This is a genomic window from Pseudomonas sp. GL_093 (assembly GCF_057837605.1).
Genome location: NZ_CM174448.1, coordinates 18,750 through 30,408, shown reverse-complemented (window position 1 = coordinate 30,408; position 11,659 = coordinate 18,750). Strand labels below are relative to the sequence as shown.

12 protein-coding genes are annotated in these 11,659 nt (G+C 60.5%); 6 read left to right on the top strand and 6 right to left on the bottom strand.

Features of this window, described 5'->3' with window-relative positions:
• Nucleotides 1-102 precede the first annotated feature (102 nt).
• Nucleotides 103-504, top strand: a complete 402-nt coding sequence (locus AC3IUE_RS00145) for a GFA family protein (RefSeq protein WP_462000323.1) — start codon at nucleotides 103-105, stop codon at nucleotides 502-504.
• Nucleotides 505-509: 5 nt separating this feature from the next.
• On the opposite strand, the gene AC3IUE_RS00140 is transcribed toward AC3IUE_RS00145, so the two are convergent.
• Nucleotides 510-836, bottom strand: coding sequence for a DOPA 4,5-dioxygenase family protein (locus AC3IUE_RS00140; protein WP_462000322.1), 327 nt, complete (start codon nucleotides 834-836; stop codon nucleotides 510-512).
• 82 nt (nucleotides 837-918) lie between these two features.
• Here AC3IUE_RS00140 and AC3IUE_RS00135 point away from each other — a divergent pair, with 82 nt between their 5' ends.
• Nucleotides 919-1,590 (top strand): NAD(P)-dependent oxidoreductase, encoded by a 672-nt coding sequence (locus AC3IUE_RS00135; protein ID WP_489264852.1) that lies wholly within the window; start codon nucleotides 919-921, stop codon nucleotides 1,588-1,590.
• Here the strand turns inward: AC3IUE_RS00135 and AC3IUE_RS00130 are convergent.
• Nucleotides 1,577-2,527: a choline sulfate utilization transcriptional regulator gene (locus AC3IUE_RS00130; protein WP_033059739.1), complete on the bottom strand. Its 951-nt coding sequence runs from the start codon at nucleotides 2,525-2,527 to the stop codon at nucleotides 1,577-1,579. The genes AC3IUE_RS00135 and AC3IUE_RS00130 overlap by 14 nt on opposite strands.
• A 114-nt stretch (nucleotides 2,528-2,641) precedes the next feature.
• Here AC3IUE_RS00130 and betC point away from each other — a divergent pair, with 114 nt between their 5' ends.
• From betC to AC3IUE_RS00115, 3 genes are all read left to right on the top strand, one after another.
• Entirely contained in the window at nucleotides 2,642-4,156 is a 1,515-nt protein-coding gene (gene betC / locus AC3IUE_RS00125) for a choline-sulfatase (RefSeq protein WP_489264850.1), read from the top strand.
• 16 nt (nucleotides 4,157-4,172) lie between these two features.
• Nucleotides 4,173-5,093: a choline ABC transporter substrate-binding protein gene (gene choX / locus AC3IUE_RS00120; RefSeq protein WP_046044907.1), complete on the top strand. Its 921-nt coding sequence runs from the start codon at nucleotides 4,173-4,175 to the stop codon at nucleotides 5,091-5,093.
• Nucleotides 5,094-5,355: 262 nt separating this feature from the next.
• Nucleotides 5,356-6,924, top strand: coding sequence for a SulP family inorganic anion transporter (locus tag AC3IUE_RS00115; protein ID WP_489264847.1), 1,569 nt, complete (start codon nucleotides 5,356-5,358; stop codon nucleotides 6,922-6,924).
• On the opposite strand, the gene aroE is transcribed toward AC3IUE_RS00115, so the two are convergent.
• Complete coding sequence (gene aroE / locus AC3IUE_RS00110) at nucleotides 6,921-7,742, bottom strand: shikimate dehydrogenase (protein WP_489264845.1); 822 nt, start codon at nucleotides 7,740-7,742, stop codon at nucleotides 6,921-6,923. The two genes, AC3IUE_RS00115 and aroE, sit on opposite strands and share 4 nt — an antisense overlap.
• A 13-nt stretch (nucleotides 7,743-7,755) precedes the next feature.
• Nucleotides 7,756-8,670: an oxygen-dependent coproporphyrinogen oxidase gene (hemF, locus tag AC3IUE_RS00105; RefSeq protein ID WP_489264844.1), complete on the bottom strand. Its 915-nt coding sequence runs from the start codon at nucleotides 8,668-8,670 to the stop codon at nucleotides 7,756-7,758.
• A 179-nt stretch (nucleotides 8,671-8,849) separates the two neighbouring features.
• On the opposite strand from hemF, the gene AC3IUE_RS00100 reads away from it, so the two are divergent.
• Nucleotides 8,850-9,827, top strand: a complete 978-nt coding sequence (locus AC3IUE_RS00100) for an NADPH:quinone reductase (protein ID WP_111448163.1) — start codon at nucleotides 8,850-8,852, stop codon at nucleotides 9,825-9,827.
• A gap of 98 nt (nucleotides 9,828-9,925) precedes the next feature.
• Here AC3IUE_RS00100 and tsaC read toward each other — a convergent pair whose 3' ends face one another.
• On the bottom strand, nucleotides 9,926-10,483 hold the full coding sequence (gene tsaC / locus AC3IUE_RS00095; protein WP_056738480.1) for an L-threonylcarbamoyladenylate synthase type 1 TsaC: 558 nt from the start codon (nucleotides 10,481-10,483) through the stop codon (nucleotides 9,926-9,928).
• A gap of 54 nt (nucleotides 10,484-10,537) precedes the next feature.
• Nucleotides 10,538-11,638: a DNA-processing protein DprA gene (gene dprA / locus AC3IUE_RS00090; protein WP_489264842.1), complete on the bottom strand. Its 1,101-nt coding sequence runs from the start codon at nucleotides 11,636-11,638 to the stop codon at nucleotides 10,538-10,540.
• Between the last annotated feature and the right edge of the window lie 21 nt (nucleotides 11,639-11,659).

Genomic DNA, 11,659 nt, shown 5'->3' with positions numbered 1-11,659 from the left:
GGAAGCTTTCAGCCAGCTTTCGCGGATGAAAGCATTGACCAGATGTGCAACCGGTCGTCGGACGGGTTTCAAGTCCCTGAACACAGGGCAGGAGGACAAAACATGGCCGAAATTCATACGGGCGGCTGCCACTGCGGACATCTGCGCTATCAATTCAGTGGGCCTTTGCACGACATCGCCCACTGTCATTGTTCGATTTGCCGACGGGTCAGCGGCGGGATCGTGACCACCTGGATCACCGTGCCCGCATCAGCCTTTGAATGGGTGAAAGGGATACCCGCGCAGTACGACTCATCAACAACCTGCGTGCGGTATTTCTGCGGCAACTGTGGGGCGCAGCTGGCGCTGGTCTCGCACCTGAGCCCGGACAGCATCGATGTAACCATCGCCACCCTCGATCATCCCGAGCAGGCACCCGCCGAAAAACATATCTGGACTGACAACCGACTGCCTTGGCTGCATCTGGATGAACATTTGCCCGGCGAAGCCGAGGAACAGTTGTAAACTGATCAAAAAATAGACAGATCCAGTGGCCGAATCGCGCCCATCCAGATGGCGTGCTCGGTGTGGTCGAGCAGATCGTCGCCGGTGTCCGGGTGCAGGAACACCACCAAACCCTTGCGGTTGAGCGCAAGCCAGGGCAACACGTCGCCGATGTATTGCGGCTCGAAAGCCAACTGACAGCTCCAGTCCGGATGCGGGCCCACCGGGCGTTCATGGACGCGACCCATCCTCACTGGAAACAGTTGCGCCGCCTGCTCACACAAGGCTCGCGCCTGAGGAAGGGTGCTGGCGTCGAAGTAGACATGGGCGTGGTAGCCCTTGATCCGCTGCATTTGAAACCCTCTGTACCGAGTCGAACCGGCGTTGTTTCCCACAGGTCACACGCCATAGAGATAGGAAGAACGGAGCACGGCCATGAAAAATGCCGAAACCCCGGTGGTGAAAGTGGTGCTTTATGGTGCCATGAGTAGCCTGGGCAGTGCGCTGATGGCTGAAATGCTACGGCGCCAACATGAAGTGATCGCGATTCTCGATGACCTGACGGCCCTCGCGCCGCTCCCGGGATTGCGGACCAAGACCGGCGATTTGTTCGACGCCAAGCGGGTCAAGCAGAGCGTCGCCGGGTGTTCGGCGGTGATCTGTCTGCTGGATGCACCCGGATTGCCGATGAACAGCGAGCACGTGGAAAAATCCATCGTGCCCGGCCCGGTCGAGCAAGTGCTGGCGGTGGATGCGCTGATCGATGGCATGCAGGCCTCGGGGATTTCCCGGCTGTTTCTGGTGGGCGATTTCGAGGTATTGGACGACCCGGAGATAGAAGATCGACTACAACGCCACGCCGCCGAAGAAATCCGCGAGGCCCTGCAAAGCAGCACCTTGCACTGGACGCTGGTGAATGCGCCGCGCGGGGTGGCCGGGCTGACCATCGAGCATTTCAGCCACGTCAGCAGTAGCCTGGAGCCGGGTCTCGCCGAACCGCTTGAACGGTTGAGCCGGGTGGCGACAGGGATTGCCGATGAGTTGCGGTTGAACCTGCATGTCGGCGAACACGTGACCTTTGTCGCGACCGAGGCTATACAGCGATAGACGGCAGCGGCAGGCCATTCAACGATTGCGCACTGCTGGCCTGCTCAGCCATCAGCCAGTCCACAAACTGTTGAATCAGCGCGCCACGCCGTTTCCGCTGGGGCAGGACCACGTAATAGCCGAGCCTGGAAATCACCGTTTCCGCAATCGGTCGGCACAACAAACCTTGCGCCAGCAAGTTATCCACAAGGTGCCGCCACCCGATGGCCACGCCTTGGCCGCCAATCGCCGCCTGGATCAGCAACGTGTAATTGTCGAAGCGCAATTGCCCAGGCGCAGGTGCCGAAGCGATCCCCAACTCCCGAAACACGCCGCTCCAGTCGAACCAGTTGCTGCTGTTTTCGCCTCGAAGGTGCAGTAGCGGGAACTCGAGCAATGACTGGGCCGGTAAGGGCAGGGGACGATCCTTCAACAGAAGCGGGCTGCACACCGGAAAGACTTCCTCGCTGAACAGCCAATGGCTTTCGCCCTGTTTGAATCTGCCATCCCCAAACAACACCGCCACATCAATATCGGTGCGCAGCATGTTGAGGCTGCGTTCGCTGGTGACCAGGCTGACGTCCACTTGAGGATTGGCGGCATGGAAGCGGTGCAGGCGCGGCATCAGCCAATACGCGGCGAAGGCGAAATCGGTGGCGACCTGCAACACTTCATGCTGGTGCTGTGCGCTGATCGCGCTCAATCCTGCGTCGATATTCTGCAATCCGAGCTGAACCTGCTCAAACAGGATCGTCCCGGCCTCAGTCAGTTCGATGCCGCGATAGATGCGGTCGAACAGCCGCGTCCCGAGTTGTTCTTCCAACCGTTTGATCTGCTGGCTGATGGCCGGTTGCGTGGTGCCGAGCTCCACCGCGGCCGCCGTGAAGCTGCGTTGACGGGCCGCTGCTTCAAAGGCGCGAAGCAAATCCAGAGACAAATCACCAAGGGCGTCATACATAAGCTGTGCTTATCCTAGTCATTGCCGCGCGTGGGCTTTACCACAAACTGCGTGGGCTACATGCTCGATCGCAGCACTCTCGCATAAATATTCACTATGGAATGCCGCGATCACATGAAGCGCAAGAATATTCTTTTCATCATGGCCGATCAGATGGCCGCGCCAATGTTGCCGTTCTACGGCCCTTCGCCCATCAAACTGCCGAATCTCAGCCGCCTCGCCGCCGAAGGCGTGGTGTTCGACGCCGCGTATTGCAACAGCCCACTGTGCGCGCCATCGCGTTTTACCCTGGTCAGCGGTCAGTTGCCGAGCAAGATCGGCGCCTACGACAACGCGGCCGATTTCCCCGCCGATGTACCGACTTACGCCCACTACCTGCGTCGACTCGGCTACCGCACCGCGCTGTCGGGCAAGATGCATTTCTGCGGCCCGGATCAGTTGCATGGCTATGAAGAACGCCTGACCAGCGACATCTACCCGGCCGATTACGGCTGGTCGGTGAACTGGGACGAGCCAGACGTGCGTCCAACCTGGTTTCACAATATGTCTTCGGTGCTGCAGGCCGGGCCGTGCGTACGCACCAATCAGCTGGATTTCGACGAAGAGGTGGTGTTCAAGGCCCAACAGTATTTGTTCGATCACATCCGGGAAGATGGCGATCAACCGTTCTGCCTGACTGTTTCGATGACTCACCCACACGACCCGTACACCATTCCCAAGGCCTTCTGGGATATGTACGACGACGCCGACATCCCGTTGCCCGAAACCCCGGCACAGACCGAACTTGATCCGCACTCCCAGCGCTTGCTCAAGGTTTACGACCTGTGGGACAAACCGCTGCCTGTGGATAAGATTCGCGATGCGCGCCGCGCGTACTTCGGTGCGTGCAGCTATATAGACAGTAACGTCGGCAAACTCCTGCAAACACTCGAGGAAGCCGGTCTTATCGATGACACCATCATTGTGTTTTCCGGCGACCACGGCGACATGCTCGGCGAGCGTGGGCTCTGGTACAAAATGCACTGGTACGAAATGGCCGCCCGCGTACCGCTGTTGATCAGTGCGCCGGGGCAATTCGGGGCTGGCCGGGTCAGCGCGGCGGTCTCCACCGCCGATCTGTTGCCAACCTTCGTCGAACTGGCCGGCGGCTCGCTGGAGCCGGGGCTGCCGCTGGATGGCCGCTCGCTGGTCTCGCACCTGCAAGGGCAGGGCGGTCATGACGAGGTCTTCGGCGAATACATGGCTGAAGGCACCATCAGCCCGCTGATGATGATTCGTCGCGGCGCCTACAAATTCATCTACAGCGAAGACGATCCTTGCCTGCTCTTCGACGTACACAACGACCCGCGCGAACAGGAAGAACTCAGCCAATCGCCGCAACATCGGCCGCTTTTCGATGAATTTCTCGCTGAAGCCCGGGCCAAATGGGATATCCCGGCGATTCATCAACAAGTGCTCGCCAGCCAGCGACGCCGACGATTTGTCGCCGAGGCATTAACCATCGGCAAGCTGAAGAGTTGGGATCACCAGCCGCTGGTGGACGCCAGTCAGCAGTACATGCGCAACCACATCGACCTCGACGATCTGGAGCGTAAAGCACGTTATCCACAACCCTGCCAAAACCAATAATGTTAAGGGGAATGCCATGCGTAGGTTATCCACAGCAATGACGGTCGGGCTTCTGGCTCTGGGCAGTGCGTCGGCGTATGCCGATCAGAGTTGCGAGACGGTGAAAATGGCCGACCCTGGCTGGAGCGACATTGCCGCGACCAACGCCATCACCGGGTTTCTGCTGGACGGCATGGGTTACAAGGCCAAAGTCGACACGCTGGCGGTGCCGATCACCTTTGGCGGCTTGAAAGATGGCCAGGTCGACGTGTTTCTCGGTAACTGGATGCCGGCACAACAGGGCTTCTACGACAAGTTCGTGGCCACCGGCGATGTCACGCAACTGGCGAAGAACCTCGACGGCACCGAATTCACCCTCGCCGTCCCGGATTACGTCTGGGACGCGGGTGTGCATAACTTTTCCGACCTGAACAAATACGCCGACAAGTTCGACAAGAAGATCTACGGCATCGGCTCCGGCGCTCCCGCCAACATCTCCTTGCAGGACATCATCAAGAAGAACGACTTCGACATGGGTCAGTGGAAACTGGTCGAGTCCAGCGAGCAGGCAATGCTGGCGGAAGTGTCTCGCGCGGTGAAGAAACAGAAGTTCGTGACCTTCCTCGGCTGGACACCGCACCCGATGAACGTGCAACTGAAAATGCATTACCTCAAGGGCGGCGAGAAGTACTTCGGCGACACCGGCAGCGTCCACACCCTGACCCGCAAAGGTTATGCACAGGCCTGCCCGAACGTCGGCAAACTGCTCACCAACCTGAGTTTCACCCAGGACATGGAGAACAGCATCATGGCCGAGGTGGTGAACAAGAAGGTCAGCAATGCTGATGCGGCCAAGGCGTGGATCAAGGCTAATCCGGCGGTACTGGATAAGTGGCTGGACGGGGTGAAGACAGTGGATGGAAAGGATGCGTTGGGGGCGGTGAAGGCGAAGCTTTGATCGGGTGATCGTGGATTCTGTGTCGGGCTCAGGATCGACCCCTCACCCCAGCCCTCTCCCCACGGGGGAGAGGGGAAAGGGGGCCGATCTCCATGCTTTTCAAATCCTGCGTTCACCTCGATATTTCAGGTCGATGTAGCTTGAGAAAACAACTCGGTCAGTCCCCTCTACCCTCTGGGGAGAGGGTTAGGGTGAGGGGTGGATTCATCTGACACTCCTCACACCCTGCTACCCTTGCGCAAACCCCTACCCGAGAGGACCCATGGCCTTCCCAAGCCGCCATTCGCTCTTCCCTTTCCTCAGCTGGTTGCCTCGGCAAACCCGCGCCAGCGTCGGTCGCGATCTGATCGTCGGCCTCAGCGGCGCGATTCTCGCGTTGCCGCAATCCATTGCCTACGCGCTGATCGCCGGTCTCCCACCTGAATACGGTCTGTACGCGGCGATTATCCCGGTGCTGATCGCCTGTCTCTGGGGTTCTTCGTGGCACTTGATCTGCGGTCCTACGGCGGCGATTTCTATTGTCTTGTACGCCAGCGTCAGTCCTCTGGCCGTTCCTGCGTCAGAGGACTACGTCACCCTGATCCTGTTGCTGACACTGCTTGCCGGCATTTTCCAGTGGCTGCTCGGTTTGCTGCGCTTCGGCGCCTTGGTGAATTTCGTCTCGCACTCGGTGGTGCTGGGTTTCACCCTCGGCGCGGCGGTGGTGATTGCCATCGGCCAACTGCCGAATCTGTTGGGGCTGGAATTGCCCAACCAGGCAACAGCGCTGAACAGTTTGATGATGCTCTTCAGTCACCTCGGCGAAGTGGATAAACCGTCGCTAATGCTGGGCCTGGCGACGGTCGTGGTGGGCGTGGTGTTGAAACTGCTGTTGCCGCGCTGGCCGACGCTGTTGATCACCCTGGCGCTGAGCGGATTGCTGGTCTGGCTCTGGCCATCGATGTTTGGCAATGTGAAGTTGGTCAGCGCGTTTGTCGGGCGGCTGCCGCCTTTCAGCCCGCTGCCGCTGGATCTGGACCTGATTCTGCGTTTGTTACCCAGCGCGGTGGCGGTGGGCATGCTCGGGCTGGTCACCAGTCTGTCGATTGCCCGCTCCTTGTCGGCCCGCTCACAACAGTTGCTCGACGCCAACCAAGAGGTCCGCGCCCAGGGTTTATCGAACATGGTCGGTGCGTTTTTTTCCGGATCGCTGTCAGCCGGTTCCTTCACCCGCTCGGGCCTGAGCTACGAAGCGGGCGCCTGCTCGCCGATGGCCGGCGTTTTTTCGGCTATGTGGGTGGCGCTGTTCGCCATTTTCGGCGCGAATTTGATCGCGCACATTCCAATCCCGGCCATGGCCGGCAGCATTCTGTTGATCGCCTGGGGGCTGGTGGATCATCGCGGCATTCGCGCGTTGTTGCGGGTCAGCCGCGCCGAGTTCCTGGTCATGGCGCTGACCTGTGTCGCCACGCTGCTGCTGGAATTGCAGACCGCGATCTACGCCGGGGTGCTGGCTTCGCTGTTCTTCTACCTCAAACGCACCTCGCAACCGCGAGTTCAACATTGGCGTGATGGGGATGAAGACATTCTGCGGGTTGGCGGTTCGATTTTTTTCGGCGCCAGCCATTACCTGCAAGTACGCCTGCAACGGATGCACGGCGTGCGCGTGGTGATCGAAGCGCAGCAGATCAACTTCATCGACTATTCAGGCGTGGAGATGCTGCATCAGGAAGCGCGACGACTGCTCCGGCAGGATCGCAGCCTGACCCTGCGGCGCGCACGGCCGCAGGTGGTGGAAGAATTGAGGAAGCTGGAAGGGGCGGAAAAATGCCCGATCCGGTTTGAGGATTAAAGCGCGAGTTGCCGACGCAACTCGGCGAGCACCGGCGCCGTATCCGGACGTACGCCGCGCCACAGGAAGAAAGCTTCTGCCGCTTGTTCGGCGAGCATCCCCAAGCCATCCATCGACACCGACGCGCCATGTTCACTGGCCCAACGGCAGAACGAGGTCGGCTCCTTGCCGTACATCATGTCGTAGCACACCGTCTTGCCCGGCTCGATCAAACTGCTGGCAATCGGCGGTACATCCCCTGACAGACTGGCGGACGTCGCGTTGATGATCAGATCGACCGACTCCTTCAACCAATCAAAACCACTGGCCGACACCGGCCCCAGGTCCGCGAACAATTCCGCCAACAGTTCGGCTTTTTCCACCGTGCGGTTGGCGATAATGACCGAAGCGGGTTGCTCGGCCAGCAACGGCTCCAGCGCACCGCGCACTGCGCCGCCAGCACCAAGCAGCAGGATGCGTTTGCCCTTGAGGCTGAAACCGGCGTTGACCGTCAGGTCCCGCACCAGCCCGGCGCCATCGGTGTTGTCGCCCAGCAGGCTGCCATCAGCGAGTTTGCTCAGGGTGTTCACCGCACCGGCGCGCTGCGCCCGCGCCGTCAGACTGTTCGCCAGACGATAGGCCTCTTCCTTGAACGGCACCGTCACATTCGCCCCGCGACCTTCGAGGAAAAACGTCCGGGCGCAGGTGGAAAAATCGTCGAGGGGCGCCAGCAACGTGTTGTAGTCCAGTTTCTGAGCGGTCTGCTCGGCGAACAGACGGTGGATCAGCGGCGATTTGCTGTGGCCAATCGGGTTACCGAATACGACGTAACGGTCCATCAGGATTCCTCGTTCAGGCCTTGGCCAACCAATCGCGGTCTTGCAGGAAGTACTCGGTCAGCCGGGCTTCTTCGCTGCCCGGCTCGGCTTTCCAGTCGTAACTCCAGCGTACTTGCGGCGGCAGGGACATCAGGATCGACTCGGTACGCCCGCCCGATTGCAGACCGAACAGCGTGCCGCGGTCGTAGACCAGGTTGAATTCAACGTAGCGCCCACGGCGGAATTCCTGGAATTCACGCTGTTTGGCGGTAAACGCATCATTTTTGCGGCGCTGCACGATCGGCAGATAGGCGTCGATGAACGCGTCACCGATGGCGCGCATGAAAGCGAAGCTGGTGTCGAAGTCCCACTCGTTCAAGTCATCGAAGAACAGGCCGCCGATACCGCGCGGCTCGTGGCGATGCTTGATGTGGAAATAGCTGTCGCACCAGGCCTTGTAGCGCGAGTACACATCCGGACCGAACGGCGCGCAGGCCTGTTCGGCGACGCGGTGCCAATGCACGCAGTCTTCTTCATTGCCGTAATAAGGGGTCAGGTCGAAGCCGCCACCAAACCACCAGACCGGTTCTTCGCCTTCTTTTTCAGCGATGAAAAAGCGCACGTTGGCGTGGGACGTCGGCACATACGGGTTGTGTGGGTGAATGACCAGCGACACGCCGAGGGCTTCGAAGCCACGGCCGGCCAGTTCTGGTCGATGGGCGCTGGCGGACGGTGGGAGACCGCTGCCGAAGACGTGGGAAAAGTTGACGCCGCCCTTTTCGATGACCGCGCCGTTTTCGATCACCCGGGTGCGGCCGCCGCCACCGGCATTCCGGGTCCAGGCGTCTTCGACGAACTGCGTGCCGCCGTCTTCAGCTTCGAGGGCCGCGCAAATGCGGTCTTGCAGGTCGAGCAGGTAGGCTTTTACGGCCTCGGTGCGGGTCGTCATGTCATCACCTTGAATCGGGCAAAGCTACGCGGCGCTCCATGGGAGCGGGGGCCGGCGCAAATGGGCGCGTAGCATAACATCGCAGATGGGCCTGCCGCAGTTGACGAAGATCAAGCATGGGAGTTCGATAGGGAGCTTCGCGCTACAACTCCAGTAGCCAAGACCTAAGGAGAGTTCTGATGGCTAAGCGTATCCAGTTCCGCGCCCATGGCGGCCCCGAAGTACTCGAATATGTCGATTACCAACCCGCCGAGCCCGGCCCGCAGCAGGTTCGCGTGACCAACAAGGCCATCGGCCTGAATTTCATCGACACCTATTACCGCAGTGGTCTCTATGCGCCGCCAGCCCTGCCATCGGGCCTGGGCTCGGAAGGCGCGGGCGTGGTCGAGGCGGTGGGCAGTGAAGTCACCCGGTTCAAGGTCGGTGATCGCGTGGCGTATGGCAGCGGTCCATTGGGCGCCTACAGCGACGTTCATGTGTTGCCGGAGGCCAACCTGGTGCATCTGCCGGACGCGATCAGCTTCGAACAGGCCGCGGGCGTAATGCTCAAGGGTCTGACCGTGCAGTACCTGCTGCGTCAGACCTATGAACTCAAGGGCGGCGAAACCATCCTGTTTCACGCGGCCGCGGGTGGCGTCGGCTCCCTGGCCTGCCAATGGGCCAAGGCCTTGGGCGTGAAGTTGATCGGCACGGTCAGCTCACCGGAGAAAGCCGCACTGGCCAAGGCCAACGGCGCTTGGGCGACCATCGACTACAGCCATGAAAACGTCGCACAGCGCGTACTGGAATTGACTGACGGGAAAAAAGTCCCGGTGGTGTACGACGGCGTGGGCAAGGACACTTGGCTGACTTCGCTTGATAGCGCGGCGCCTCGCGGTCTGGTGGTGAGCTTCGGCAATGCGTCGGGCGCGGTAGATGGGGTGAACCTGGGAATTCTGTCGGCGAAGGGTTCGCTGTACGTGACCCGGCCTACGCTTGCGACTTACGCTAACAATGCTGAAAACCTGCAGCGTATGGCGGATGAGCTGTTTGAGATGATCATCAGCGGGAAGTTGAAGGTGGACATCAGCCAGAAGTATCCATTGGCTGAAGCGGCGAAGGCACAGACCGAGTTGTCGGCGCGGCGTACGACTGGCTCGACTGTTTTGTTGCCTTGAAGACGCCTTCGCGAGCAAGCCCGCTCCCACAGGGTTTTTGTGATCGACACATAACCATTGTGGGAGCGAGCTTGCTCGCGATTGGCAGCGCCGCGGTTTTAATCGGGGCGCACAACGTGGCCAGTCGCCAGATCGCGGATAACGCTCGGATTCTTGCGCCCACCCAGATTCCCACCCAACACGTAATCCACCTGCCCACGGAAATACTGCTCGACGCGAATCCGCGTCCGCGCCGCCGGTTGGCCCTGCGGGTTGGCCGACGTTGAAACCAACGGCCCGACCACCGCGCACAAATCCCGCACCAACGGGTGATCGCTGACCCGCAGCGCCACCGTTTCATGCACGCCGGTAATCCACTGCGGCAACATATTCTGATGCGGCACCAGCCAGGTGTTCGGCCCTGGCCAGGTGCTGGCCATGCGATCCATCCACAATTCAGGAAAGTCTTCGAAGAGGAAGTCGAACTGGCGAATGTTGTCGGCCACCAGAATCAACCCTTTTTCCACCGACCGACCCTTGATCGCCAGCAGACGATAGACCGCCTCTTCGTCCCACGGGTCGCAACCCAGGCCCCAGACCGCTTCGGTTGGGTAGGCAATCACCGCGCCTGCGCGAATGGCTCGTGCGGCTTGTTGCACACGCCAACTGTTGACCATGAAAAACTCTCCGGAATAAGGCTCTGCGCAGTTTACCGATCTTCCTTATAAAACCTAGCTCACCCGCGCAAACCAGCGCCCGCTTTCGCAGACCGCACGGCCGTCCATTTCCAGCTCCGTCAGCGCTGCCAGCACTTTTGGCAGGGCCCAGCCGCTGGTGACGGACAACGCCTCACTGGTGTGCGGTGCGGCATGCAGCAGCATGAGCAACGGATGTGTCACCGCGGGTGTCGCTGTGGATAACGGCAACCGTTGCCAGCCACGCAAGGCTTCGAGGATGTGCTCGATGGTTTCCACCAGCACCGCGCCGTCGCGGATCAGCTGATGACAACCCTTTGCGCCCGGGTGATGAATCGACCCGGGAATCGCATACACCTCGCGCCCTTGTTCCGCCGCCAGCCTCGCAGTGATCAACGAACCGCTGGCGACACTCGCCTCGACCACCAGCACACCCAGGGATAAACCGCTGATGATCCGATTGCGCCGAGGGAAGTTACTGGCGGTCGGTCCGGCGTCCAGCGGGAACTCCGAAAGCACCGCGCTGCCCGAGGCCATCATGGCGTCTGCCAGCCGTCGATTGCGCTGTGGATAAAACTTTTCAAGTCCCGTGCCAAGTACACCGACCGTTCGCCCCCCCACGTCCAAAGCGGCTTGATGGGCCGCGGCATCAATGCCCAGCGCCAGACCGCTGGTAATGACAAAACCGGCGCCGGCCAGACTGCGGGAAAATGCGGCGGCGGTGTCCATGCCCGGCCGCGAAGCGCGACGGCTGCCGACCATCGCCAACTGCGGTTTTTCCAGAATGCCGGGATCGCCCGCCACGAATAACAGCGGCGGCGCATCACTGATTTCCGCCAACAGTGCCGGATAGTCAGGTTGGTCCCACATCAGTAAATGCTGGCCCGGACGCTCTAACCAGGCCAATGCATGGCTTGCGCCATCACGGATTTCACTGGAGCGCCTGGCCTCCGCGCAAGCGAGGGGCAAACCCAACGAACGCCAAGCACTGGCCGGCGCGCTGATAGCCTTGGACGCCGAGCCGAAGGCTTCAAGCAATTTCTTGAATCGCGCAGGACCGAGCTCCGGCAGGCGATGCAAACGTAAACGAGCTTCCAGTTCCGCAGGGGAAACCGGTGCAAAAGCAGACAGCGACATGGATCATCCTTGATCGTTATG

Coding starts and splice junctions, on each gene's coding strand:
- AC3IUE_RS00145 (WP_462000323.1), top strand. CDS start 103: ATGGCCGAAATTCATACGGGCGGCTGCCACTGCGGACATCTGCGCTAT.
- AC3IUE_RS00140 (WP_462000322.1), bottom strand. CDS start 836: ATGCAGCGGATCAAGGGCTACCACGCCCATGTCTACTTCGACGCCAGC.
- AC3IUE_RS00135 (WP_489264852.1), top strand. CDS start 919: ATGAAAAATGCCGAAACCCCGGTGGTGAAAGTGGTGCTTTATGGTGCC.
- AC3IUE_RS00130 (WP_033059739.1), bottom strand. CDS start 2,527: ATGTATGACGCCCTTGGTGATTTGTCTCTGGATTTGCTTCGCGCCTTT.
- betC (WP_489264850.1), top strand. CDS start 2,642: ATGAAGCGCAAGAATATTCTTTTCATCATGGCCGATCAGATGGCCGCG.
- choX (WP_046044907.1), top strand. CDS start 4,173: ATGCGTAGGTTATCCACAGCAATGACGGTCGGGCTTCTGGCTCTGGGC.
- AC3IUE_RS00115 (WP_489264847.1), top strand. CDS start 5,356: ATGGCCTTCCCAAGCCGCCATTCGCTCTTCCCTTTCCTCAGCTGGTTG.
- aroE (WP_489264845.1), bottom strand. CDS start 7,742: ATGGACCGTTACGTCGTATTCGGTAACCCGATTGGCCACAGCAAATCG.
- hemF (WP_489264844.1), bottom strand. CDS start 8,670: ATGACGACCCGCACCGAGGCCGTAAAAGCCTACCTGCTCGACCTGCAA.
- AC3IUE_RS00100 (WP_111448163.1), top strand. CDS start 8,850: ATGGCTAAGCGTATCCAGTTCCGCGCCCATGGCGGCCCCGAAGTACTC.
- tsaC (WP_056738480.1), bottom strand. CDS start 10,483: ATGGTCAACAGTTGGCGTGTGCAACAAGCCGCACGAGCCATTCGCGCA.
- dprA (WP_489264842.1), bottom strand. CDS start 11,638: ATGTCGCTGTCTGCTTTTGCACCGGTTTCCCCTGCGGAACTGGAAGCT.